Raw genomic sequence first — 25,481 nt, forward strand, 5'->3', positions numbered from 1 at the left:
GAATGCAAATGAGTGGACATTCCCATCATCCCCATAGCACCGACGACCGCCGCGAGCTTCAGATGGCCCGCAGCATGTGCTGGCATTGCCAGTCAGAAATGGCCGGCGAATACTTTTGCGACCGCTGCGTGAAAGTTCAACCGGTATCGAAAGATCTCGATTACTTCACCTGCTTTGGGCTCCCTCGGCGCCTCGTCATCGATACGCAAGTCCTGGAAGCCAAGTTTTACGAATTAAGCCGGGCATTTCACCCTGATTTTTATCAGAACAAAAGCGATGCGGAGCAATCCATCAGTCTCGATAATTCGGCCATGCTGAACACGGCCTATCGCACTCTGCGAGATCCGATTCAACGCGCCGAGTATCTGCTGGATCTCGAAGCCGGGTCGGTGAAAGAGATCCGAACGTCGCCGCCCGCTGATCTGTTCGAGGAGATCCTTGAGCTGCAGGAGACGCTTGACGAATTCCGGGAGAGCGATCGCGCCTCAGACCATGCCGCCACGCTCCGCGCAAAACTCCATGCCGATCGAACGAATCTCGAGGAACGGCAGCGGGATATGGAAGCCAGGCTCCAACAATTGTTCAGCCGGTGGGATGCCTTGCAAGATCGCGGCGAAGCCACTGAGCAAGCGCGAGCGGAACGAAATCGCATTCTCAAAGACATGCGGGACCTTCTTTCCAACCGCACGTATGTAAAAAATATCGTCAACGATCTCGTCGAAACGATCGCCTAACTCCTATGGCACGCATTGTCGGTATCGATCTCGGCACCACGAACTCTCTTGTCGCCTACATGGACAAGGGAACCCCGCGCGTCATTTCGGCCCGCCACGAACGCGCTATGGTCCCTTCCGTTGTCGCACTCACTGATAACGGACTGATCGTCGGCGATCCGGCCAAGGAGCATCTCACAAGAAATCCTGAACGCACGGTCTACTCCGTCAAACGCTTCATGGGCAAAAGCCTCGCGGATGTGCAGGGCGAACTCACCTACTTTCCCTACACGCTCACCGAAAAGGGCGGAGTCATCCGGATCAAGCTGGGCGAGAAGTCCTACTCGCCGCCGCAAATTTCCGCGATGATTCTGAAGGAACTCAAACTCCGCGCCGAAGCCTTTCTCGGAGAAAGCATCACGAAGGCCGTCATCACGGTGCCGGCCTATTTCAACGATAGCCAGCGGCAGGCCACGAAAGATGCGGGCATGATCGCGGGACTGGAAGTCTTGCGCATCATCAATGAGCCGACCGCCGCCTCACTGGCCTATGGCCTCCAGGAGAAGACACAGGGGACCATCGCCGTCTACGACCTGGGCGGGGGAACATTCGATATCTCGATCCTGAAGTTGAAAAACGGCATCTTCGAGGTCCTCGCCACAAACGGCGATACCCATCTCGGTGGCGACGACTTTGACCAGCTAGTTGCCGATCTGCTGCTGAATGAGATCCGCGCGCAACATGGGCTCGATCTGAGCACCCATCCCGATCATATGCAGGCCGTGCGCCTGGAAGCTGAGCGCGCAAAGATTCGCCTGTCGGAGGAACTCAAAACCACGGTGAGCCTCGACCTGCCGAACGGACAGGGTCGGTTCACGCGCGAGCTCACACGCGACCAACTCGAAGGACTCTGCAGCGCCTTGGTTGAGCGCTCTCTCGGGCCTTGTCGCCTGGCCCTGAAAGATTCAGGACTCAATCCGACGGACATTGATGAAGTGGTGCTTGTGGGCGGATCGACCCGTATGCCGCTCGTCCGCCAACGGGTTCAGGCCCTCTTCGGCAAAAATCCGCATTGCGAACTGAATCCGGACGAAGTCGTCGCGCTCGGCGCTGCGGTGCAAGCCGATATTTTGAGCGGTGGCACGACCGACATGTTGTTGCTCGACGTCACCCCGCTGTCCCTGGGGATTGAAACCATGGGCGGCGTCATGAGCAGTTTGATTAGACGAAATACGACTATTCCCGCAAGCGCCAAGGAAATGTTCACGACGTATGTCGATGGCCAAACCGGTGTGGACATCCACATTCTCCAGGGGGAGCGCGAGCTGGCAAAGGACAATCGCAGCCTGGCCCGCTTTCGCCTCAAGGTTCCGCCATTGCCGGCGGGAGTCCCCCGGATCGAAGTGACATTCCTGATCGATGCCAACGGCATTCTGAATGTCATGGCCAAGGATATGCGGACTGGCGCGACCCAGTCCATCGATGTCAAACCGTCGTACGGATTGTCGGATCAAGAAGTCGAACGGATGATCGAAGACTCATTTAAATTTGCGGCGGACGATGTCAGCGCGCGAAAAGTGATCGAAGCCCGGCTGGATGCGGGCGCTCTGATCACGACCACCGAAAAGTCATTGGCCGATGGCGGACATCTCGTTGCGGCAGAGGAAGTCGCTACGATTCACGCGGCACTCGCCGCCTTGGCTTCGGCCAAAGAGGGAACCGACCCCCGTGCTATCCGCGGACGTATGGCCGATCTGGAACAAGCCGCCAAAGGCCTCACCGTGGCCATGCTGGACGATTCCTTGAAGCAAGGACTCCAAGGCAAAAAAGTCTCTGACGTGACGTGATTCCCGACGCGAGGAGCCCTGATGGATTTGAAATGGCAGGATGCAGAAGATATTGCAATTCGCTTGGTGGAAGAACACCCGGATGCTGACCCCCTGACCATCCGCTTTACGGACATGCACGCCTGGATCGTCGCCCTCCCGGATTTCAAAGACGATCCCAAAAAATCAAACGAGAAAATCCTCGAATCCATCCAGATGGCCTGGCACGAGGAATATCAGGACTCCCGGTCCTGATCGGTCTATCACAGGCGCTCCCCCCAATACCCACCTGATGCCGCCAGCGAAGTCACGTAACGGGCGCGCGGGAAACTGCCATCGGCAACAATCCAGACTCGCTGAGGGGCGATTCCGTTACGGCTCGACGGGAGCGGGAGGAACACTTTCCTGGGCCTGGTCAAGTTTGTAAAACTCGGTGGGATCGATCTTAGAGCCGGCACTCTTCGTCGGTTCCGTGCCCTTGGTAAACAACTCCACCGTGCCACGTTGTTCATCCTGATCGGTCAGGAGCGCCGTCGAGGGATCGACCTTGACAAACATGACCCCCTCGGGAATTTCAAAGGGCACTACCGGCAGTTGCTTGAGGGCGTCCTTCATGAATGCGATCCAAATCGGCAAGGCTGCATGCGCGCCTGATTCAGTTTCACCCAAGGGACGACGGTCATCGAATCCTACCCACGCTCCGGTTGCCAAATTGGGCGTGGAACCGATGAACCAGGCATCAGTAAAATCGTTGGTCGTGCCGGTTTTTCCCGCCACAGGACGGTCAATGACCGCTTTCGCCGCAATGCCCGTGCCGCGCTGGATCACATCTTCCATCATGTTCGTGATCAGGTAGGCGGTTTCACGGGACACCACCTGGCGCGGCTGAATGGCCGCCTGCTCCAACGTGCGCCCCCCGCTATCCTGCACGCTGGCTACGGCATAGGGTTCCACGCGCACACCCTGATTGGCAAACACCCCATAGACCGACACGAGTTCCATCAAGCCGACACTCGAAGAACCCAATGCGAGCGAGAGGTCCGCGGCCAACGGGCTCACGACGCCCACGGTCCGTGAAAAATCGATCACGTTCCGAATCCCGACCTTGTCTAGAAGCCGCACCGTCGCGAGGTTGTGTGAATGGATCAATGCCTCCCGCAGGCTGACGATGCCGTGAAAACGCTTGCCGTAATTTTCGGGTTTCCAGGTCTTATCTTCTTCTTCCTGCTCATACACCACCGGCGCATCCAACACCACCGAGGCCGGACTCATCCCTTGATTCATGGCCGTCGCATAGATAATCGGTTTAAATGACGACCCTGGCTGACGGCGGGCAAGCACGGCTCGATTATATTCGCTGCGCGCGAAATCATACCCGCCGACCATGGCGCGGATGGCGCCGGTTTTGGGGTCGACGGCCACAAGCGCGCCCTCGACGACCGGTGTCTGCTCCAACCGTAGATGCACGACCTCTTTGTCAAGCTTCTTCACCCCGACCTCGATCACATCGCCGGGCGTGAGGAGTTGCTTGATGTTCTTGACTGGAACGGCGTCCTTCGTGGGATCTTTGCCTTTGAGATATTTGGTAGCCCAGGCCATGTCGTCGAAGGCGAGGCGGCCGGTGCCGCCGCCGATCTGAACCAGCACATGATCCTTCGCGATCTTTGTCACCACCCCTTCCATCATATCGCCCTCGGCGAGCTTTACGGAGGGATCGTGTGCCGGAACTTCCAGGGTGGCCACATCAACGGTGCGGAGCGGTCCGCGCCAGCCCTGGCGTTTGTCTACGTCGCGCAAGCCGTTAAACACGGCCGCCTCCGCCGCTTTCTGCATATCGGCGTTGAGCGTGGTGAAGACTTCCAGTCCACCCTTGTACACCATGCTTTCGCCGAACTTTGCGACCAGGAGCTGGCGAATGTATTCCACAAAATACGGACCAAGATGTTCGCTGCCGGGGCGGCGGAAGTTCAGTTTTTCTGCAATGGCCTGATCCCGGTCGGCGACACTGATGAAACCCGCCTCTGTCATGCGGCTAAGCACATGCTCCTGCCGCTTCTTGGCCCGATCATAGGCCTTGAACGGCGAGTAGTGGCTGGGCGATTTGGGAAGCCCCGCCAGGAAAGCCGATTCAGCCAGCGTGAGTTTCGACAGTTCCTTCCCGAAATAGGTCTGACCGGCCGCCGCCACACCGTAGGCGCCTTGCCCAAAATAGATCTGGTTGAGATACATCTCCAGAATCTGTTCCTTGGACAGCACCAACTCCATCTTGTAGGCCAGGATGAGTTCGCGCACTTTGCGATCGAACGTTCGCTCCGCTGAGAGGAACAGCGACCGCGCCAGCTGTTGCGTGATCGTGCTGGCGCCTTCGACCTTCCGCCCGCCATGGCGAATATTGGTCCACGCGGCCCGAAGAATTCCCACGATGTCCAGCCCGGGATGCTCAAAAAACCGCGTATCTTCGGTCGCAATGACAGCCTCAGTCAGGCTTTTAGGCATCTCCTGAATGGGCTTGAGAAAACGCCGCTCGATAAAAAACTGGCCGATGACCTGCCGGTCATCTGAATAGACGCGCGTGACCAAACTGGGCTGATAGTTCTGGAGTGGATCGAGCGACGGCAGATCTTGGGAAAAATACCAGAGCGTGCCGGCAGCTCCCCCGCCGCCAAGCACAATGGCAAGCAGCAGTCCGATCAGAACAATTTTCCACCAGCGCCGACGACGACGTGGCTTCTCCGGCTTATCGAGCAAGTGATCGAGTTCAGGCATGAAGTTGGGTGGTAGCGAGGAAAGCGGTCAACCCGCGACAACCCCACCATACAATGCGCACCCGACAAACTCAAGCAAGGCGCGAATCGTCGTCGAAAGAAGTTTCCATCGCACATTCCATAATCAGCTTGCGGGAAGCGATTTGAATCGGGTATAGTCCATAGGATTAGACGCCTTCATAGGAAGGCGTCTTTTTTTTGGCACTTTCACGGCATTGGAGATTATGAACAGCTCAGCGCCCTCATCCACCACAGGTTTGCACGCGCCGAAAGGTCGTCGGACCGATATTCGCAACATCGCCATTATCGCGCACGTCGACCACGGGAAAACCACTCTCGTCGATGCGGTGCTGCGGCAGACCCATGTGCATCGTAAAATCGATGACATGGGCGAACGCATCATGGACTCAATGGATCAGGAGCGCGAGCGCGGCATCACCATCCGGGCCAAGAATGCCAGCGTGACGTATAAAGGGGTGAAGATCAACATCGTCGACACGCCGGGCCATGCCGATTTCGGCGGCGAAGTCGAGCGCACGCTCCGCATGGTGGACGGCGTGCTGATCCTCGTCGACGCCAAGGAAGGCCCCATGCCGCAAACCACGTTTGTCTTGCGGAAAGCGTTGGCCCTCGGACATAAAGCCATCGTCGTCATCAACAAGATCGATCGTCCCGACGCCGTCATCGACGATGTCGTCAACCGTACCTTCGACTTATTCGTGCATTTGGGCGCCACCGACGAACAGCTCGATTTCCCGATTGTCTATGCCTCCGCCATCAAAGGCATCGCGACCCTTGACCTCAAACAGCCGGGGACGGATATCACTCCGCTGCTGGAAACCATTCTCGACAAGATCCCCGCGCCGGCTATTAACCGCGACGACCCGTTCCAGCTCCTGGTGCTGGCTCTGGCGCAGGATTCCTATAAGGGCAAAATGGGGATCGGCAAAATTCAATCCGGCTCGATCGCCCGCCGTCAAAACGTGGTGACTCTGACCAAAGACGGCGGTCAGGTTGCCGGCAAGATTTCCGACCTTGCGGTGTTCTCCGGCCTTGAGCGCAGCGATGTAGAGTCCGCTGAAGCCGGTGAAATCGTCGCCATCTCCGGACTGGAAGAAGTGAACATCGGCGATACCATTGCCGATCCGGGCAATCCCGTCGCGCTTCCACGCGTCACGATCGACGAACCGACTGTGCAAATGACCTTTTCCGTGAACAACAGTCCTTTCGCCGGCCGCGATGGAAAATACCTGACGTCACGCCACCTGCGCGAACGATTGTTCAAGGAATTGGAAACCAACGTCTCCTTGCGCGTCCAGGAGACCGACAGCGCCGACCGATTCCTCGTGGCCGGACGAGGCGAACTTCATCTCGGCGTGCTCATCGAGCAGATGCGGCGTGAAGGGTATGAGCTTCAAATCTCGCAGCCGGAAGTCATTCTGCATCGAGACGGGGACACGGTCACGGAACCGTTTGAAGAACTGACGATCCAGGTCCCTTCGGAATATCAGGGTCCAGTGATCGAGGAGATCGGAAAACGGCGCGGAGAACTCCGCCATATGAAACTCGTGCATTCCGAGGGCACCGCCAGCGAAATGCATATCGAGTATCACATCCCGACGCGCGGCATCATCGGCCTCAAAAACATTCTGCTCGCGAAGACGCGCGGCACCATCATTTTGCACCACGTGTTCTCGGGGTATGCCCCGGCTGACGAAAAAGCGTTGCTCGTGGCGCCCCATGGCTCGCTGGTGGCTTTCGAAGCCGGAACCAGCACCGCGTATGCACTCTTTATGACTCAGGAACGCGGCGAACTCTTCATCGGCGCGTCGGTCGAGGTCTATCAAGGGATGGTCGTCGGGCAAAACAGCCGCGACGAAGACCTGGACGTCAACGTGTGCAAGCAGAAACAATTGAGCAACATGCGGGCCGCCGGCACCGACGAGGCCCTGGTGCTCACGCCGCCGCGTGAAATGTCGCTCGAATTCGCCATGGAGTATATCGGCCAGGACGAATTGGTTGAGGTGACACCGAAGTATCTGCGCCTTCGTAAGCGGCTCCTCAATCCTGACGACCGCCGGAAGGCGAAGAAAAGCGCGAAGTAATCCCCGACAGAGCCTCGCGCCTGCTCGTGCGGACTGCATGAAGATTCGGAAAAAAGCCCCGAAACCTGCGCCCGCAAAGGCTCCGCTCTACGTAGTCGGCTATCGAGGAATGCCGCCGTCCCTCGATGAGCTGAAGATCTGGTACGACCTCCAGTATGGAGGCCCCCTCGCCTGGATTGAACAGATCGCGGAAGGCCGTGCCAGCGCCGGCCACGGTCCCTGGCGTGCACATATCCTGGCGAGTCTGCCTGATTCCGAAGCGGCACAATGGCAGCAGGTCCTGTCGTGGGATCATCAGCAACTCGGCGCCGTGTCTCTCTCCTCCGCCACACCCAGTACCATCGCAGACACCGTGCTGGTCACCGCCCGACTCGCCCGCGGCCTGACGCTACTCACACAAGGCACAGCCTTCGATGTCGCCTGCCATGAATATCTGAACCCTTCGGATTGGAATGACCGGCCGCTGAATGTGTTTGTCGCTGCCGACCATATCACCGTCCAACAGAGCGAGACCGCTGATCGTTCGTCAGACTGGCTCTATACGCTCGGTCTCACAAAGTTCGGCTTAGACGAGCTGGAAGTGATTCAGCCACGAGGCCTTCCGGAGAGAGAGACCATCGCGCTCCTGCACTGCGCCGCTGACGGGGTGTTGCGAAAGGGACAGAATCAGAAGGTGGGATGCACCATGGATCTCCATGCTCTGGCCCATACCATTCGATTCATCAGGCATCGCACTGCCGCACCAACCGGCCGCATGGTGGCCTTTCGACAAATCACGACCGACCAGCTTTGATCCACCTCTTCGGATAACCCCGCACACCACGCAACCCAAACGAAATCAAGTGATTGTGATTGGTCAACCTCTCCGCCTAGGCCTTCTGGCCCCGTTGACAAGGTTTTTCCAGGCATGGTACCACGAATGAGTTTGCGCAGTTCCGCAGGTCTAACCTAGGAGGATTTCAATGAGTGATGTGGCTGCAGAAATTAAAGTCGGCGATACCGCGCCGGATTTTACATTAAAGGATCAGGACCAGAAGGACGTCAAGCTGAGCGATTTTCGAGGGAAGAGCAACGTCGTGCTCGCGTTCTACCCGCTCGACTGGAGCCCGGTCTGTCAGGGTGAAAACAAGTGCCTGACCGATGACTTTCCCAAGTTCCAAAGCGCCCATGCCGAACTGTTCGGCATCAGCTGCGACAGCTTCTTTTCTCACAAGGCCTGGGCGGATTCGCTGGATCTGAAGCACCGCCTCCTTTCCGACTTTAACCGCGAAGTCGTCAAGAAGTACGGGCTGTATTTTGAACCGCTGAATTGCGGCAAGCGCGCAACGGTCATCGTCGACAAGAACGGCAAAGTGGCCTACGTCAAAGTTCAGGAAATCAAGGTCGCGCGGGAAGACAAGGACATTCTCGCCGCTCTCGCGAAATTGAGCTAAGCCAGGACAGGGACCGGGGGGAAGGAGCCATGACAAGGCCTTCCCCTCGATCATCCCTTCCAGCCGAGGAGATCTCATGACCGGCACCGTTGAAGACGTTCGGGACGAGAACTATAAAGAATTCACCGAGAGCGCCGGTGCGGTAGTGGCGTATGGCTTGGCCACCTGCGAGCCTTGCAAGGAGTACGATCCCATTTTGGAAGAAACCGCGGCAAAATTTCCGACCATCAAGATCGGCAAAGCCAAGATGCATGTACCCGGCCGTTGCCGTGAGATCAAAAAAACGCATACGTTTGAGACCTACCCCACCACACACTTCTTCGCGCATGGCAAACTGCTGCTGACTCGTGAAGGAGTGGTCCAACCGGCCGAGCTGGCCGCATTAATTTCCGACCATCTGTTGAAGTAATCTCTCCTGACAACCCGCATTCGGCGTCCGTCGCACGCCTCCCTCAGTTTAATCCGGGATGAACGCTGCCAGCATTGTGACACATCCCACTTCCCGACACAGACACGATACAATAGACGCGTGAGGAGCCGCGTTCAAATGAGATGCGCCTGGATGACCGTTCAGGCGATACGCACAACTTTCCGCCTCACGTCTGTTGTCGCTGGCCTGCTGTGCCTCGTGGCTCCCGATCCCAGCAGCGGCCACGACTCCCTGCCGGGCGCCTCGTCCGCCGGCCATGCTGAATCCCGCAACGTCTCAATGAGCCTTCCCAAGAGCGCCCCGATGGCCTTTATCCTCGCCGGCGAGTTCGCCATGGGGAGTGATCGCGGCCAGGATGACGAGCAGCCGGTACACCGCGTCTCGGTCAAGGCGTTTTATCTGGATGCGCAGGAAGTGACCGTCTCGCGTTATGCCGAGTTTCTTGCCTCACAAAAACCAGACCCACCCTTCAAATGGAACGAGGCCACCGGCGGTTCCCACGAAAACAAACCGGTGGTCGGCGTCAATTGGTATGATGCGCGAGACTATTGCCGATGGGTTGGAAAACGATTGCCGACAGAAGCGGAATGGGAACTGGCAGCTCGCGGCACGGAGGGACGGGTGTATCCCTGGGGAGACGCCCATCCTACCAAGGGTCACACCAACGCCGGGCACACCAAATGGCGCGGCTACGACACGCTAACCAACGTCAGGCAGTTCGAATTAGGCAAGACCCCGAATGGAGTGTACGACTTGGCTGGAAATCTCTGGGAATGGGTCGCTGATTGGTACGATGCCACCTACTATCAATTCAGCCCGCGTGAAAATCCATCCGGTCCCACGGCAGGCCCGCTCAGGGCATTGCGCGGCGGGGCCTGGAATAATGATGCCAAGTCCATTCGATCCGCTAATCGCGCCGGATATGCGCCCGATGCGCGAAGAAACGATGTCGGGTTTCGCTGCGCAACGGACGCGGCGCCCTCGACCGGGCGCTAGAACAGGCGAGAGCTGAAGGCGGGAGACTCGAGCGGCCGCATGGCTTGATTCACTTCGGCCAACTGATCCGTGGCGCGCAACCGGATCTTAAAGACCACGCGCCGGCTTTTGTCTCGGTCGAGTACGCGCGACCGATCCACCACCAGATCCTGCCGACCTCGTCCGCTGGCCGACGTTTTTTCATGGAAGCAGCGATAGGCCCAGGGCGCTGCGTCTTTGATCACCTCAAGCCCCTTCACCATGACGTTCAGGGATCGTTCCTGACTGAGCTTTAAATTGTAAATGTCGGACCCGCGATCGTCGGTATGCCCTTCGATCACCAGCGAGTCGATGCGATCACGCATGGCGCCGCAGAGCAGCGCCGCATAGGTCGGCATCGCATCCGCCAGAAACTGATCCGCGACGGACGATAGCGTTCCCTTTCCGAACTCAAAGTTCAGCAAGGCATCGGGCACCACAATCCGTACGACATTGGGGTCTGCAGGATCGGCATCCAGTGACAGATCGAACCGCTGGAAGTGATCACGGAGCAGCCCTTTCATATCCTCGGTCGTGTTCTTCGCCACATTCCGGTCAGGCGCCGGTACTGGGGTCTTCACTTTCGTTTGCGGTTCAGTTTCAGACACCTTGGTCACGTAGGCACTGAACAGCAGGATAAAAATGACGGCCAGCGACGTCATCAAGTCCGTGACCCCGATGGTGAGCACTGATGAATGTTCCGGAGATTGCGGCGAGTGATTGGCGCGCATATCAGGCTGCGCCTTTCATCGAGGCCTCTTGTCGCCAATTCGCAAACCACCGCAATCCGAGCATACTGTCATCAGGCTCGGCCTCTTCCTGAGTTTCCTGGGCTATGTGAGAGGTCGGCGCCTCATCCAGCGAGTCGACTTCACATTCGCCTGTCTCCGGCTTGAGACTTCGGTCCTGCTTTAATTCCTCGACCGATCGAGCGAGTGTCTGAATGGCCTGATTCAATTCCTGAATCGGTGCCGCCATCGTCTGTTGCATCACCCGTGAAAGTTCCTCTGCCAACCGATCCGGAGCCCCTATTCGACCTCCCTGCTCCCGTCTGGCCAGCACCTCCACCGCCTCTCTCAGGGCCGTGACCGTAGGGCTCAATCGATCACTCAGGCTACCCGCCAGACGATCACCGAGGTCGCCTGGCACCGCACCCATTGCAACCTGACCTTGGGCGGTCGCCGGACCAGCCCCCGGCGTGAAGTTCTCCAGCATCTGTTCCATGGTCTTACGGGGAAACAACTCGTCCACCATCGTGACGAATTGCTGTTGTGTCGTCGCCAAACGATGCATAGCCGACTTCTCAAGCAACACGAACAGATTGGCACAGAGCAATCCCACGATCGATGTCAGAAACTTTCCTGCCAAACCGTTAATCAATCCTTGAATCCCGACGATATGAGACCCGTCCGCATGAAGCTTGCTTAGGCCGATCAGGATCGCCAGAAACGTGAGCAACAGGCCGCCCCCCGTGATCAGCGAAGGAAACTGATGATAAAAAGCCAGATTGAGGCGGCTGCTCAACAAGTCACGAGGAAAAAACTCCGCCGCCGTACGGGTGGCGAACACTTTGGGCTCGATAAACCAAGCCGTACGCTCGACGACGAAGGTTTTGCGAAAGTGGAGCCAAGCCTGCTCCAGGCGCGGCTCTCGGCGCATAGCCTTGTCCAGCGCGTGGAGATCATCGAGATCCACCCGTTCGGGTTGACCGCTGGATTGAGCGCTTTTCTTGACGTCGCTCAAACTCGGAACCATTAACCACTCGGACTGAAGGCTCTTGCGGCTGGCGGCAAGGCTCGTCAATGTCGGCCACACTCGCATGTAACAACCCTGCACGCTGGAAATGGCCGTCGATAATCGCCCAGCGTGCCATATGAACAGCGCAATCAGCCCTCCGGACCCGAGCCAACTCAACATCGGGCTATGAAGGTCTCCAAAGAGGGTCACGTCCCGGCCGAAAAATTCCCACATAGACATCATGGCGCTTACACCTCCGCGTCCACCTCAGCAAAACCACCACGCGATAGCCGGAGCTTTCAACAATCAGGCCAGGAGGCTCAGTTCATTGGATCTCCAACAAATCACGGAGTTTGGTGGCTCAGGCTTTTCGTGAATGGGGAAGCCAGGCAAGAACTGCCGACCTGCTGGAATCTTTCTGCAGCCCGTATGAGCCACGATTCTTCCGACGATAGATCCGGCGAGGGCACTTTTCGGCTGGAACCAGAAAACCTTCCGGACAACCCGCAGGCCCATGCCCTGGCTAAGACCGTGTGGATTTGGACATCACTCCTGTGTCATGAATAGAGGAAGATTGTGTGATTGTGCGATTACGGCAGGCCTATATGAGCATTCCCTGGATCGCAGCGCTGCAAATTGCCAAGAAGGTGCTACCGGTCGTCGTTGACCACGCTCCGGAGTTGCTGAAGACTATCGGACGCATTCGAGCAACCCCTTCTGTGCCGGACCCGGCGCCCGCCGACCCGGCCATCGCTCTCTTGCAGGAACAGATCAACAGCCTGCAGAAGACAATCGCGCTGCAGGCTGACACAATCGGGCAATTTCAGACGACCTTGCGCGCCACTCAACGATCATTGACTCTCGCCTGGAGTCTGTTTGCCATGACCGTGCTTCTCTCCGTCATAATGCTCGCATACTTGGTCTTCCGGGCCTGAGATCGAATCAATCACCGATCTCCGCAAGAGACGCTTGAGACCTGCCTGATCATGAAATTCTGGCTTGACGGAGCGCATGCGCGATCACACGGCGCAGTCACTCGCCGGCAAACGAGAGGCATCACGTCACAGCAGAGATGAGAATCAAGGATGGGCGAGAAACGACTCAGCCGGTGTATTCGTAGGAGAGGTCGCGGGTTTGAACGAGTTTCACAAGTTGAAGGCGGCCTGCGGGAACGGCCGACACGATGCGATCCCAAACGGCTTTGGCGAGATATTCTCCCGTGACAGACGGAGTCGCTAACACCATGCGCAGATCTCGTCCATCAAACGGAACCACCACACGTTCCTTCAACAGTCGATCCAGAGCAACGATATCGGTTACCATTCCGGTCTCAGGATGAATCGGCCCGAATACAGACACGAATACATCCCAGGTATGACCTCGATGGCCCTCATGCACGGCCGTAAACGAGTATCGTCTCGTGACTGACGCGACTTCCTGGCCTGCCTCTGCCGTAAGGTCGGCACACAGATCCTCATCCTCATAGAGCGACAGTCGTTGAAGCGTGCCGATGTCGTGCTGGGCCTGGAGTTTGCCCCAGAGAACACGCGCCAGGTTTTCTGAAGTAGGAATCTGGTGAGTGAAATAGGGCAGGTCTAAATTCAGGTGCTTGTGATCAAATTCTTCCAGCACCTGCAGCAACACGCGCTTCAAATCGAAGAGGTTCACGACCATACCGGTTCGCTGATCAACGTCTCCCGCGACGGTCACTTCCAGCATATAGTTGTGCCCGTGCCCGGGATCGTTATTGCACGCGCCGAAGATCGCACGGTTCTTAGCGGCATCCCACTCCGGCTTATGATAGCGGTGGGAGGCGCAAAACTCGATTCGCTTATTCAGAAGCACAGCTGCCATAGATCAAGAGCGATGGGTTGTGGTCTTAGACTTGCTTGAGAAGATTATAGTGGATTGTTACCCTGAAACTCACAACTAAAAACTCAACATTTATGCACCGAGGTCGGACAACCATTCCTGCCGCATCGTCCAGGGCACTTCGGCGTCAGCCTCATATCCGGCATGGCGAACTGAGAGGGCGACACGCACGGCCGGATCGGCCAAGGCGGCTATCATGGCCGAAGTCGGACGGAAGCGCACAAAATGCACCGCACTGATCTTTGTGTCATGGCTGTGCCCGCCTTCGAACTCGCCGTAGACGACTTCGCCGCCGGCCCGCAAGCCGAGCTTCTGACCATGGTCCAACCCCATAAACAGATCAAGCCACTGTTTCATCGTGTCGGCATCGGTCAGCTCGATCAGTAGGGTCGCGCTCAATTCACCGGAAGCCGGCAGGAGGGCATTGTACACATCTAATTCATCCTGCACTTTTTGCCGATCGACAATCCGCTCCACGCGGATCATTTCCTGGATTTGGAAGCGCAGCGTGTCTCGATTCTCGAAGACCATGGTGATCTTGTCGCCGAGGCCGATCCGACGACGGCGCTTGAGATCGATAATGGTCTGCCGATACGCCTCGCGCTGCTGCTCATACGCGTCGGGGGCGATCAGATCATCATGCGTCAGCTGGTCCATTATTCTGTCCGGGCGAAACGTGGATCTGTCAGGAAGGCCGCGGGTCTCGAGGTAACCCGTAGGCATCGCGCACAATTTGAATGGGATGCTGCGCCGCCTTCCCGCCGACATGGGCTGCAGCCCCGGCTTGATCGAGTTGAAGGCCTGCGAGCGGACAATCGGATGCCACCTGATCAGCCAGGACCTGCTCGACCTGACGGACGGCCTTCTGCGCAATTTTCATCGACAGCGGAAAAAATTCTGTTTTGGCCGACCACGAGCCGTCATGACCGGAGCATTTTTCAATCACCTCGACTTGCGCGCCGGCACATTCCATCAGCTCCTTCGACTTGAACCCGATGTTTTGGTCTCGCAAGTGACAGGGCACTTGATAGACGACCCGTCCAGGTTGTTGCGTGAAATCGGTGGCTAGGCCCCCCTCTCGCTTGAGCTTCATGAGATACTCGCAGACATCGTAGGTGCGCGATGCAACCCGTGTTGCATCGTCCCCCGAAACGAGATTCGCATACTCCCGCTTCACCATGAGACTGCAGCTGGGAGCGGGAATCACGACATCATACCCCTGATCGACCCAGGGTTTCAGTGATGCAATCGTGTGCTCGGCCGCCTTCACCATCGCCGCCGTATCACCGATGTCAAAGGAGGGCATTCCGCAACAGGACTGGTCTGGCAACACCACGTGAATGCCGTTTTTTTCGAGGACTTGCACGGTCGCCTTCCCGACATCGGTCGCCTGATAGTTAACCAGGCAGCTCGCAAACAACGCGACTTTCTTGCCTGTCGCCGCTTTGTTCTGGGACGACCGCCCGGCCCACCACCGCGTGAATGTTTCCCGTTGATAGCGCAGGACCTGCCGATCTTGATGAACGCCCATCACCATTTGCATGAGACTTCTCACCCACCGCTGGTCCAACCCCCAGTTGACGAACGGCGCAAGGGCGCTATTGATTCGCCCCAAGAGGTCCGTTCTGGTCAATAGCCAATCCCGCCACCGAATCCCTCGCACAGTGGCCAACCGCTTTTTCCATACCGCCATCAAAAGCGGAAAATCGATTCCGTATTGATGCGGCGGCGTATAGGGACAATGGTTATAGCAGAGCTTGCAGTAGTAACATTCGTCGACGACTCGATGATGATCGGCCGGTGTGAACTTCGTGACCACACTCTCATACTCATCAATCCGGTCCAGGAGCGTGTTGAAAGAAGGACAGAGGTTGAAGCAGCGGCGGCAGCCGTCGCAGACATCGTAGATCCGCAGTGTTTCCTGTTCGAGGGTAGCCTGATCGATCGGTTGGAGAAGACGAAGTTCTATCACGAAAGGGACCTTTACGACGCCAGTCGATGGGGAGCGGACATCCGGGTGAGGCGGAACGCTCCGCCCCACCCGGTCATCATGCGCTCAGGACCTGCCAAGGCAGGGACTGTTACTGCTTCAAGCTATCGAGGCCTTTGGTAAACCGGTTGGCGTGGGATCGTTCGGCTTTGGCCAACGTCTCGAACCACTCCGCCAACTCCGAGAAACCTTCGTCACGCGCTGTCTTCGCCATGCCCGGATACATCTGGGTGTATTCGTATGTTTCCCCTTCGATCGCGGACTTCAAATTCGCTTCGGTGTTTCCAATCGGCACGCCGGTGGCGGGATCGCCGACTTCTTTGAGAAAATCCAAGTGTCCAAAAGCATGGCCGGTCTCCGCCTCGGACGTGTCGCGGAAGAGTCCGCCGACATCGGGATACCCCTCAATATCGGCCCGGCGCGCAAAATACAGGTACCGCCGGTTGGCCTGCGACTCACCGGCAAATGCGTGCTTGAGGTTCTCATGACTTTTCGTGCCCTTCAAACTGTTTCCCATACTCTCCTCCTTCAATAAATGATGGCCTACCCGCGACGCGGCGGCACGTCGCGCCCGGCTTGCTGACAACTCACACAATATCCGTGAAATTCGACTCGATGCCCGAGGACATCAAATCCTCTCGCCTGTCTGCTCGACAGCTGTAACCGATTCAAATCATCGTCCATCACATCTATAATCTGGCCACATCCCAGGCAGATCAGATGGTGGTGCATGCTCACATTCCCGTCATACCGCGCCATGGCATGGCCGACGTTGACTTCCCGCACCAACCCCGCGTTCCGCAATACGCCCAGCGTGTAGTAGACGGTATTGCGCGATATCCTCGACTGCTGGCGCTTCACCATCCGGTAAAGATCCTCAGCGCTCGGATGACTGGCAGTCTCTACCAATGCCGCGTAAATCGCTGCGCGCTGGCGAGTGACACGTACCGCGTGCCGACGAAAACGAGCCTCAATCTCTTGCGGGTGTACGTTCATACCATTGACCGTGAGACAGGAATGATTCCTACATAGCATGGAGATCCATCGCACAGCAAGGCCGAGGGAGACCCGGTCACTGGCTTGAAGTCAGCAAGCGCCCAAACTTGCAACGATCAGGGTACCGCGTGAAACGAGAGCGGGTCCTTCAGATGAACGGTCGCGGAGTGTTGATGGAAGGAACCGTGGAACCTTGAATTGGTTGAGACAGTCTTCGGCTAACGACCCTGATAACGAGGCAACTCCTCCGTCATGTCGGCGAGGCACTTATAGGCTTGGTCTTTTGCCGAAAGGAGTGGCGCCGTGACGGGCCATGCGATCGCCAATTCCGGATCGTTCCAGATGATACCCCGTTCATCCTGAGGGGAGTAGACGTCGGTGCACTTATACAGAAACCCGGCCTCTTCGCTGAGCACACAAAACCCATGCGCAAAGCCTGGAGGGATGTACAGCTGCCGCATATTCGTCCCGGACAATTCTACCCCGTATGATTGTCCGAATGTCGGTGAGCCCTGTCGAATGTCGACCGCCACGTCATAGACCGTCCCTTTGACGACCATGACCAGTTTCCCTTGGGGGCGGGCCAACTGATAGTGCAGGCCTCTCAACGTGCCGCGGACGGACCAGGAAAAGTTATCCTGCACGAAGGGCTTGGTGATTCCTGCCGCGTCATAGCGCGACTCGCGAAAGATCTCCACAAACTTTCCACGCGCATCCCCGAAGACATCCGGCTCGATCTGAAACAGGCCGCTGAGCGGCGTTGGTGTAATCTGCATGACCCCCTCTTGAATGGAATACCGTTGGACAGGCGCATCATACCCTCTTCTTCGCATGGGGAACAGCTGATCGTGCACAGCGCGAGCGAACCCCGCGCAGGAAGAACGCGCGCGACTAGTCGCGGCCTGAAGGATCGGATGTCAAGGATCGGATGTCGGAGGAGTATCCGGATACAGCTTCTGCAAACGATCAATCAGCGGTTCTGCGGCAGGACTGCTGGGGCGTGTGGGCTCGCTGGGGGGATGGTCCCAGGTCAACGTTGAAACCCCCGCCTCCGCAAAGAGCTGTCGAATCGTGGCCACCAGGGCGTCGAGCGTTAACTCAGTGCCAGAGCGCAAATCCAGCACGCGTTCCTGCTCATTGGTCGGCGGAGGATCAGTGCTGACCAGCGCCCAACAGGCATCGAACACCCTGCGCCGGAGGTCTTCCGGCACATTCAGTGTTTCAAGGCCTGACGTACATAGGGCCGACACCACGAGCACGAATTGAAGGTCGGGCATTCCCGGGCGCTGGATATTGAGGGATTGCATAATGGTAATATTAGTCGCGGCCGCCAGGGGAGTCAATTTGCATCCATGCACCCAAGCGGCACAATGAGAACCGGCTGCATGCTGTATATCGATCAAGAGGATAGCTTCGCATGATTACGATTACACTGATGGGACAACTTCAAACGACAGACGGAGAACGAGACATCGCCTGCGAATTGCCCGCCCCTGTGACGGTGCGGCAGGTGATTCAACGGCAGGGCCGCGGCCTTCGCCACATGCTGCAACTTTTGCGGGAGAAAAAGGTACTGGTCACCATCAACAAACGCATCGCCAGCGAAGATTCGATGGTGCAGGATGGAGATGCAGTGCGTTTCGTGGGGCATGACGGCGCCGGAGGGAGCGGGTTGGCCCCGTCATTCTAAGACAACCATACCGCCACTGACCGTCAGGCCGGATCGCTGCGGACAATGCAAGGGCCGGTGCCATACAGGAACGCACCGGCCCTGGAATCGAACGAGGAACGAGGCTGACTATTTCTTTCCGAGGATCGAATCTTTGGCCATTTTGGCAACCCGGAACTTCACCACGCGCTTGGCGGGAATCTTGATCGGCTCACCGGTCTGCGGATTTCGGCCCATGCGCGCCTTCCGATTGGCGAGCACCAGCTTCCCGATGCCGGGGACCACGAAAGCGTTCTTCGCTTCACGATAGGCAAGGGCGGCGAAATCGTCCAGGAATTGGACGGCCGTCTTCTTCGTAATTCCCGCCTTTCCAGCAAGATGGTCAGCAATCTGCGATTTCGTCATCGACTTGGCCATGCGTTCCTCCCTTTGAACAACGAATGAAAGTGAACTGACTTGTGCGGTCTGCGATCTATAAACTCGTACGTACAGAGGTGGAGCCGGAAATCTGCGCGTGGTCTGCAGAATCAGTCCGAAAACAGGGCGAGAGTGTATCCAAAGCCCCAGGGGCTGTCAAGAGCCGACAGATGGAATCATGCGCGCCCAGACTGGCGACACGCACGTTTGATGCCCTTGCGCGCCACGCAGATCACAGAGTAGAGTACACGGACGCATCGTTGCTCAGCGTCATACTCAGAAACAAGAGGCGTCTTCATGGCCAAAGAACTTCCTATCCTCCCCTCGACTGCCCAGCCCGCTGAAGGCACCGCACCCGAAGCAGTTATCTACTCGCGGGTCTTTTGTAAGAATGACAATGCCCCTCCCCTTCGCCTGCTGGTGGAGTTTTTGAAATCGCGAGGGCAGACGCCGATCCTTCCTCCGGACATGGACGACTCTATGCTGGATGAATGGGCATGGGTCCAGGTGGTGCTCGGGTATGCGCGCGAACGCAAACCGATCCATGTGTTTTGTATCCGCGACCGCGGGACGTATCAGGATCTCTTCGAACAAGAGCAGAAACAATTTCGCGAAGATCTATCCTCCCATGATGAGCTTGAAGCCAGCCTGGCGCAGGAACACGTGACACGCGCGCGCTTCATCCTGACCACCCGCATGATTGAGGCCGATGTCACGGAGGAAGGCTACGATTTCAACGGCTGGATCCTGGAGTTTTTCCAGGAGCACTGTAACGGTATTGTGCAGATCGATCAGCAAGGGTTTTTTTCTCCGAAAGGAGAACTCATCGTCGATCTCTCCCTGCCTGAAGAGTAGCCTCATGGGGACCGATGCATCCGCCCCGCTCCCCCTGCCCATCTTTCAACAGGCCTCACACTGGTTTCGGCGTGCCCGGGCCTCGTTGCTTGGCGCCATTCCCTGCAGTCAAGGCTGCTGCCAGTGCTGTATCGGTATCTTTCCCGTTACTCAGCTCGATGTCCTGGAGTTGCACCGTGGCCTCAACCTGTTACCCTCCAACCACCGAGCCGCAATCGTCACGCGTGCGAAAGAGCAGATCGCCTCACTTGAAGTAACCTACCCGGATCTTCGATCCAAACCGAATCTTGATGAATGGGCGGATAGCAGCATCGATGACATGGTTGAACGCTTTGCAAACCTTCCCTGTCCTGCCCTCGCAGAAGACGGAAGTTGCGGCATTTATGCGTTCAGACCCATCACTTGCCGCACAATGGGTGTGCCTGTTGAATCTGATGGAATGGTCCATGGCGCCTGCAGCGTCCAGACCGCCATACCCATTATCCGGCCCTCACGGAGCTTGAAGACAGAATCGGAACGATTGGCTGAAGACGAGGCGATGGCCCTGTCAATCCTGCGCCGGGTTCAGCCGGAGGCGGGCGACGAACTGCTCCTGCCATATGGATTCGTCTAGCTCGCGCATCAACTCCCTAGACAGAAACAGAACCGCTATGCTAATGTGCCTGGTCTGACCGACGGGAGCGCCTGTAGCTCAGCTGGATAGAGCATCAGCCTCCGGAGCTGAGGGCCACAGGTTCAAATCCTGTCAGGCGCACCAATCGCTCTGTCAGGCACGTCACGATCGAGACATAGTACACACCGGTGGGGCCGTTAGCTCAGTTGGTAGAGCAGCTGACTCTTAATCAGCGGGCCGTAGGTTCGACCCCTACACGGCCCACCATTTTCTTCCTTAATCTTCTCAAACACTTGCGATTCTGGCCGGACTGACTCTCCCCTCATTTCTACCGTTGGTGCCGACTTTTGGTGTCAAACTTTTTCAAACTCCCGATCTAGCACATCGACATAGCGGCGGTTCCCGCTCGGCATCCATTTGGCGTAGTGCTTCAAGGTCGTCGTCGGCTTCGAGTGTCCGAGCTGTTGAAGGACCTAGCCTAACGGCAGCCATTCAGACAGTAGTAAAGAGGCGTGGACGTGTCGGCGGCATACGCGATCCATCTGTCCAGATCAGAGCACTCTGGCAACAGAAATGTGGCCTAACTCGGGGCGTCGAAATAATCCGGCGAGAAGGTACGTCCACACTGATTACAATGCCACTCCGGTCGCTGGATCGCGCCACGCCGCCGAGGATGGTCCGGCCTGATCAAGAGACGTTCTGGGACGACTGGAATCCGGCACGAAGGACAGTAATGAATAGGTTCTTCACGCGCCATTGTCTACCAACGAGTTGGTTGGGGGGAAGCGCCTCGGGCCTTCACGCCTCGACCCATATTCTAAGTGGCACATGCCAAGATCGGGATCATACAGGAGAAATATCAGATCCGATCCAGGTAGAGCTACTGAGATCAGAGAAAGAATCTACAAGGAGAAAATTATATTCAGATCTAGGCACGTCCATCACATCGAGGAAGAATCTCCATGCGGGGCGTATTCCTCAGGCAGCGTCCGTATGTTGCATGTCTACTCCCTCATATTGGCAAGCGCATACCTACCGTATTCAACTCACACTGTGTCTCTCATTGAGTCATTGAACGCATCAAACAACCACATCCAGAGGCCAAGCTCAACGGCATAGAGCATCCAGGGCAGGAGGAGAAACCAAAGCAGCGCCTTTCGCCACGCGAGGGCGAAGGTTTTGGTTGCGCCACAGTAACTCACCACCACAGACCAAAACGACAGCAGCACGAAGATGAGCGTCCAACTCCCCTCCGCATTCCTAGCCATGCGGTAATTGGGAAACAGGAGGGTCTCGGCTATCATGACCACGACGACCGGAAGAGCATACACCAGTGACGAATAGACGAACAGTAGCCGAGGCCGGAGGGCATCCAACGTGGTGGCTCCCGACCACTTGAGACGAAGGCGATACCACCAACCACCCAGATACCAGAACAGGGGAATATTGAACGCCCCGAGCACCAACAACGCGGCCCAGAGCGTACTCCACGAATTGAGCAACCACGGACTTACTTCCGACCATCCGGAAACACTCTGACCCATCTCCGCACGGAGAATGTGCTGCTCAATCCTGTCCACCATAGAGGCGACCCCGAGGCAGAACGTCGCCAAGAGGAGGAGAAGCGGCCGCGCAAGATCGTCAAGGGACGTAAAGAAGTGCGAGGGGTTCACAAACAGAGTCACCAAGCGATGAGGAGAGTATACCGCAGGTGACTGCGCTCTTTGGAGGTGGGTAGGCGACTGGTCGGATGGCTCTTTGAGGCCGACTGCGGGCTGGTTGTGCATGGTTAGGGATTACCTCTTCTCCGGTGACTATGGTCGTCGCCTCATTGACCGGTACGTACTTACGTACTAGTGCAGCAGTATCACCGAATCACGGCATCCGACCATTCGCGATTGGAGGCAGGGTAGAACAGGATTCGTCATAGCAACAATTGCCCACGCTGGGGACAGGGCTGCACGAACGAGGGGGAAGAAGTAGTTGAACGGTTCACAGACCAGAACTTGCCTTAAAATCGTTCATCGGTCGGGGACCCGTTTGCTCGAAGGGGTTTGAACATGAGCAAATGGCAAAATCCCTGCAAATATCGCAATCGATATCCTGGCGCTTGCATAGGGAGGTTCATCGGACTGTCGTTTTTTAATTTTGAGATAGGTTCTAGTCTGCAGACACCCACGGGTACGTTTGAAATTGTGACAAAGACCGGCAAATTCCTCCCCGTTCTTATACGTTCAGCAATCTTCTGATGTCAGGAAAATAAACATTCCCAACACTTCCCCCTAGACAGTATTATGATTTTGATACTTAATATCATGTAACAGCTACCCTGCTTCGATCTTCGGCGTAACCGGGACTTGAAGGATTCATAAAGTCCCGCGCATGAAGGTGTGACGGCGCTGACCATGCCCATCAGTCCGGAGAAGCAGCGTGGGAATGAACCCGCTGGATGGAGAGGTGGCGACACCGTCCCCTGGCCCCTCTCCATTCAACGGCTTCTGACACAATATTGGGGCGGGAAAGGACCGAACGATGAAATGCTCCCGATGTGGTGGGTATATGGCGACCGAACCATCCAATGATTTCTATTGTCCCGAAGGTCGTTGGCGATGCGTCAACTGCGGAGCTCGCGACGCGCGTCATTCCCATTATTCTCATATCCCTGCAGAAAAATCGCCGCAAACCATGTCCAATCGTCGGGAAAATCATGCGCACACCGCGCTTCTTCCTTCGGCTTAGCACGATACATTCACAATACGCTCTATCAGTGATGCAGGAGTTCACCAATGAAGATTTATGACTGCCCCCGATGCCGACACCGCAGCTTGGTTCCAACCGGAGGTTTTTTGTATTGCGGACAGTGCGACTTCGCCATCACGGCCTGTGCCCTAGCCGTTGAACTACGGGCACGCAACCCCTCGCAGCACACCCCGAAACACTGACCCTCCAATCCAGTACCCTTGAGAAAAAGGGTGCAGTGGCTTGCCCACTGCGCCTACCCTTTTGTGTCTTTATCTCTTTGTAGATCTTGAAACTCTCCGCCACTGCGACTGCCTCCCGCATTCGATCCACGCCAACAACTATCTACGTGCATATTCCCTCGACGGGACACCACGATCGAGCCAGTGAACTCGGCCCACCGCACCCCCCACTATGCCATCGACTTATCGCGTCCGGTTTTGGCCCCGGTATCTAAACGGATTCACCATTATCGGATCAGATACGACGTCCATTCTTACCTAGGACAACAGAGTGCTTTCCACAACAAGATGGCTGGTCAATATAAGGGAATTTTGGCTTTCTCACCCGGCCATAAATGATAGCTCGTGGTACGCGAGTTGCTCTTGATCAGGGCATCACGTCTCAATTGATGCGGCAGCATGCCGACAAAAGAAAGCGAGGGGATCATGATCTGGGCCATTATCATTGCCGGAACCTATGTCGCGGGAATTTACCTTATTCGTTTGGTATGGTGGCAGGAGTGATGAATTCTCAGGTGCAGCACGGTCGAGAGGAATACGCAGCCTATCTGCGCTACACCCCGTTTGACATACTTACCGTCCCGTATCGAGACCGATTATCCTCCATGGCAACACAGGTCCACTATGAGCGCAATCTCCACACGGATATCCCCAACACCATCCGGATCGGACAGATACCCCTGGATCGGATACCCACCGACGAACGTGCACTCGACAGATGACCATATGTCCATCAAACCCTCGTATTGTTGCCCTCTGTGTGCTGGAATCGTGCGTCGATCTGAACGCCGTGGGTGGCGCGATTTCTTTTGGCATCTCTTGGGTCGCTTTCCCTGGCGGTGTCGCTCCTGCAGTCATCGCTTCCATGCCGTCAATCGCGAATAATTTCCTCCCGTGCTCCTGGCAATATTTGGAAATGACCACCAGTGGAGTAGCCCCCTCTAAGGTGGGATGTTACGGTTCTCTCTCGTAACACTACAATGCCGTCCATGCAGTCACATCTTTCATCACCACGAACTTCACGAGTTCGCACCTCGATTTCAGAAACCACGATTTCCTTTCAACGATCCCTGGACCGTCTTGGAGTGGTCTGTCCCGCCATGTTCGCTGGCGCCAGGTTCATTGGAGAAGGAACTGTTCTCAATCTCTCGCCAGATGGGTGCCTCCTAGAAGGCGAACGGATTGTCATGGAGGGCAGCTATCTGAGCGTACGGCTGCTGCTTCCCGACCATGCCCCTGCGCTGGTCATAGACCTCGCGGCTGTTCGCTGGGTTCACACGCACTATTTCGGCATCGAATTTCTTCGACTCCCCACGCTAGAGCTCAGCCGCCTTGAGCGCTTCTTAGCCGCTCATCGCCGATGATCTTACCAATCATCACCCACCGGCGGCAGGACTTACCGAATTGCATGGAACTGCCGAGATTCGATCGGCATGGCCGGAAGCATCGTCAGTATAGAAAACTTTTTCGGCCAGGTTAACCGCTCGCAGATAGCGGAAGAACCGGACACATGTTGCACTAATTAGGCAGCCTGCAAGAAATCCTGGCCGCAAAGCCCGGTCAGGTGCCGATCCACGCCTCATCTCCCGCTGAATGAACGCACATACATCAGCACTTGCCAGGCCTCTTCTTCCGTCAGGACCAAAGGGATGAACGAGGCCATATCTGTCCCCGGGCTCCCATTTTTTAGAATCCAGAACAGTTCGCCGTCCGTGCGGGCCTGTTGCCACAACTTGTCCGTGAAATTTCGTGGAAGCGGGCCCTTAAACGTGGAATAGTCCAAATCCATACCCAGGCCCTTCCCATCAGCCCCGTGACAGGCACGACAGAAGGCTTTTCCTTCAAACAGGAGCTTTCCTTTTTCACGCATCTCCGGAGTCACAGGAAATGGATTCGTCACCATACGGGCCGATTCTATCTGATCGATCGGCACGCGAGGACGCAACACTTCGGAATCCGCGGGCCACACGACGGTCCCCGCGCTGACCAAAGCCCAGGCCAAAAGAAAGGGACGCATGGCTTTCATCACAGCTTCTTCCTCTCTACAAAACAGCACAGGCGGAGA

General features: G+C 56.7%; 25 protein-coding genes and 2 tRNA genes. 14 read left to right on the forward strand and 13 right to left on the reverse strand.

Annotated features, from left to right (window positions below):
- The first annotated feature begins 2 nt into the window (after window positions 1-2).
- The 3 genes from hscB to iscX are packed head-to-tail and all read left to right on the forward strand — an operon-like array spanning window position 3 to window position 2,794.
- Window positions 3-734, forward strand: a complete 732-nt coding sequence (gene hscB, locus GDA65_01775) for a Fe-S protein assembly co-chaperone HscB (protein MBA5861427.1) — start codon at window positions 3-5, stop codon at window positions 732-734.
- 5 nt (window positions 735-739) lie between these two features.
- Window positions 740-2,560 (forward strand): molecular chaperone DnaK, encoded by a 1,821-nt coding sequence (gene dnaK / locus GDA65_01780; protein ID MBA5861428.1) that lies wholly within the window; start codon window positions 740-742, stop codon window positions 2,558-2,560.
- A 21-nt stretch (window positions 2,561-2,581) separates the two neighbouring features.
- Window positions 2,582-2,794, forward strand: a complete 213-nt coding sequence (gene iscX, locus GDA65_01785; protein ID MBA5861429.1) for a Fe-S cluster assembly protein IscX — start codon at window positions 2,582-2,584, stop codon at window positions 2,792-2,794.
- Between the two features lie 117 nt (window positions 2,795-2,911).
- Here the strand turns inward: iscX and GDA65_01790 are convergent, their stop codons facing one another.
- The gene (locus GDA65_01790; protein MBA5861430.1) at window positions 2,912-5,305 is read right to left on the reverse strand and encodes a PBP1A family penicillin-binding protein; all 2,394 of its coding nucleotides are present in this window, start codon (window positions 5,303-5,305) and stop codon (window positions 2,912-2,914) included.
- 223 nt (window positions 5,306-5,528) lie between these two features.
- Between GDA65_01790 and typA the strand changes: the two genes are divergently transcribed.
- The 5 genes from typA (at window position 5,529) to GDA65_01815 (ending at window position 10,268) form a co-directional block, all read left to right on the forward strand.
- Window positions 5,529-7,409 (forward strand): translational GTPase TypA, encoded by a 1,881-nt coding sequence (gene typA / locus GDA65_01795; protein MBA5861431.1) that lies wholly within the window; start codon window positions 5,529-5,531, stop codon window positions 7,407-7,409.
- A 37-nt stretch (window positions 7,410-7,446) separates the two neighbouring features.
- A complete protein-coding gene (locus GDA65_01800; protein ID MBA5861432.1) occupies window positions 7,447-8,202 on the forward strand; it encodes a hypothetical protein in 756 nt (251 codons plus the stop codon).
- 178 nt (window positions 8,203-8,380) lie between these two features.
- Entirely contained in the window at window positions 8,381-8,842 is a 462-nt protein-coding gene (locus GDA65_01805) for a redoxin domain-containing protein (protein ID MBA5861433.1), read from the forward strand.
- Between the two features lie 76 nt (window positions 8,843-8,918).
- Window positions 8,919-9,251 carry a hypothetical protein gene (locus GDA65_01810; protein MBA5861434.1) on the forward strand — a complete coding sequence of 111 codons (333 nt, stop codon included), beginning with the start codon at window positions 8,919-8,921 and terminating at the stop codon, window positions 9,249-9,251.
- Window positions 9,252-9,389: 138 nt separating this feature from the next.
- On the forward strand, window positions 9,390-10,268 hold the full coding sequence (locus tag GDA65_01815) for an SUMF1/EgtB/PvdO family nonheme iron enzyme (GenBank protein ID MBA5861435.1): 879 nt from the start codon (window positions 9,390-9,392) through the stop codon (window positions 10,266-10,268).
- Here the strand turns inward: GDA65_01815 and GDA65_01820 are convergent.
- Both GDA65_01820 and GDA65_01825 read right to left on the reverse strand, forming a co-directional pair.
- On the reverse strand, window positions 10,265-11,017 hold the full coding sequence (locus GDA65_01820) for an OmpA family protein (protein ID MBA5861436.1): 753 nt from the start codon (window positions 11,015-11,017) through the stop codon (window positions 10,265-10,267). The genes GDA65_01815 and GDA65_01820 overlap by 4 nt on opposite strands.
- 1 nt (window position 11,018) lies before the next feature.
- Window positions 11,019-12,266, reverse strand: coding sequence for a hypothetical protein (locus GDA65_01825; GenBank protein ID MBA5861437.1), 1,248 nt, complete (start codon window positions 12,264-12,266; stop codon window positions 11,019-11,021).
- A gap of 335 nt (window positions 12,267-12,601) precedes the next feature.
- Between GDA65_01825 and GDA65_01830 the strand changes: the two genes are divergently transcribed.
- The gene (locus GDA65_01830) at window positions 12,602-12,958 is read left to right on the forward strand and encodes a hypothetical protein (protein ID MBA5861438.1); all 357 of its coding nucleotides are present in this window, start codon (window positions 12,602-12,604) and stop codon (window positions 12,956-12,958) included.
- Window positions 12,959-13,124: 166 nt separating this feature from the next.
- On the opposite strand, the gene GDA65_01835 is transcribed toward GDA65_01830, so the two are convergent.
- The 7 genes from GDA65_01835 to GDA65_01865 form a co-directional block, all read right to left on the reverse strand.
- Complete coding sequence (locus GDA65_01835) at window positions 13,125-13,877, reverse strand: 6-pyruvoyl tetrahydropterin synthase (GenBank protein MBA5861439.1); 753 nt, start codon at window positions 13,875-13,877, stop codon at window positions 13,125-13,127.
- 90 nt (window positions 13,878-13,967) lie between these two features.
- Entirely contained in the window at window positions 13,968-14,663 is a 696-nt protein-coding gene (locus GDA65_01840; GenBank protein ID MBA5861440.1) for a DUF3501 family protein, read from the reverse strand.
- Complete coding sequence (locus GDA65_01845; protein ID MBA5861441.1) at window positions 14,581-15,867, reverse strand: Fe-S oxidoreductase; 1,287 nt, start codon at window positions 15,865-15,867, stop codon at window positions 14,581-14,583. The genes GDA65_01840 and GDA65_01845 overlap by 83 nt, the downstream gene beginning before the upstream one ends.
- A 109-nt stretch (window positions 15,868-15,976) precedes the next feature.
- Entirely contained in the window at window positions 15,977-16,402 is a 426-nt protein-coding gene (locus GDA65_01850; protein ID MBA5861442.1) for a rubrerythrin, read from the reverse strand.
- Window positions 16,403-16,428: 26 nt separating this feature from the next.
- Complete coding sequence (locus tag GDA65_01855; GenBank protein MBA5861443.1) at window positions 16,429-16,920, reverse strand: transcriptional repressor; 492 nt, start codon at window positions 16,918-16,920, stop codon at window positions 16,429-16,431.
- A gap of 179 nt (window positions 16,921-17,099) precedes the next feature.
- Entirely contained in the window at window positions 17,100-17,657 is a 558-nt protein-coding gene (gene rfbC / locus GDA65_01860; GenBank protein ID MBA5861444.1) for a dTDP-4-dehydrorhamnose 3,5-epimerase, read from the reverse strand.
- 141 nt (window positions 17,658-17,798) lie between these two features.
- On the reverse strand, window positions 17,799-18,224 hold the full coding sequence (locus tag GDA65_01865; GenBank protein MBA5861445.1) for a hypothetical protein: 426 nt from the start codon (window positions 18,222-18,224) through the stop codon (window positions 17,799-17,801).
- Window positions 18,225-18,298: 74 nt separating this feature from the next.
- Between GDA65_01865 and GDA65_01870 the strand changes: the two genes are divergently transcribed.
- Complete coding sequence (locus GDA65_01870) at window positions 18,299-18,571, forward strand: hypothetical protein (protein MBA5861446.1); 273 nt, start codon at window positions 18,299-18,301, stop codon at window positions 18,569-18,571.
- Between the two features lie 108 nt (window positions 18,572-18,679).
- Here the strand turns inward: GDA65_01870 and GDA65_01875 are convergent, their stop codons facing one another.
- A complete protein-coding gene (locus tag GDA65_01875; protein MBA5861447.1) occupies window positions 18,680-18,967 on the reverse strand; it encodes an HU family DNA-binding protein in 288 nt (95 codons plus the stop codon).
- A 709-nt stretch (window positions 18,968-19,676) separates the two neighbouring features.
- Here GDA65_01875 and GDA65_01880 point away from each other — a divergent pair.
- The 3 genes from GDA65_01880 to GDA65_01890 all read left to right on the forward strand — a co-directional run bounded on the left by GDA65_01880 (window position 19,677) and on the right by GDA65_01890 (window position 20,702).
- On the forward strand, window positions 19,677-20,435 hold the full coding sequence (locus GDA65_01880) for a hypothetical protein (GenBank protein MBA5861448.1): 759 nt from the start codon (window positions 19,677-19,679) through the stop codon (window positions 20,433-20,435).
- Window positions 20,436-20,502: 67 nt separating this feature from the next.
- Window positions 20,503-20,579: transfer RNA gene (locus tag GDA65_01885), tRNA-Arg, on the forward strand.
- A gap of 47 nt (window positions 20,580-20,626) precedes the next feature.
- A tRNA-Lys gene (locus GDA65_01890) sits at window positions 20,627-20,702 on the forward strand.
- A 779-nt stretch (window positions 20,703-21,481) separates the two neighbouring features.
- On the opposite strand, the gene GDA65_01895 is transcribed toward GDA65_01890, so the two are convergent.
- Window positions 21,482-22,018 (reverse strand): hypothetical protein, encoded by a 537-nt coding sequence (locus GDA65_01895; GenBank protein ID MBA5861449.1) that lies wholly within the window; start codon window positions 22,016-22,018, stop codon window positions 21,482-21,484.
- Window positions 22,019-24,396: 2,378 nt separating this feature from the next.
- Between GDA65_01895 and GDA65_01900 the strand changes: the two genes are divergently transcribed.
- Window positions 24,397-24,780 (forward strand): hypothetical protein, encoded by a 384-nt coding sequence (locus GDA65_01900; protein ID MBA5861450.1) that lies wholly within the window; start codon window positions 24,397-24,399, stop codon window positions 24,778-24,780.
- Between the two features lie 215 nt (window positions 24,781-24,995).
- On the opposite strand, the gene GDA65_01905 is transcribed toward GDA65_01900, so the two are convergent.
- Window positions 24,996-25,442 carry a c-type cytochrome gene (locus GDA65_01905; protein ID MBA5861451.1) on the reverse strand — a complete coding sequence of 149 codons (447 nt, stop codon included), beginning with the start codon at window positions 25,440-25,442 and terminating at the stop codon, window positions 24,996-24,998.
- Between the last annotated feature and the right edge of the window lie 39 nt (window positions 25,443-25,481).

Source organism: Nitrospira sp. CR1.1 (genome assembly GCA_014055465.1).
Taxonomy (GTDB): domain Bacteria; phylum Nitrospirota; class Nitrospiria; order Nitrospirales; family Nitrospiraceae; genus Nitrospira_A.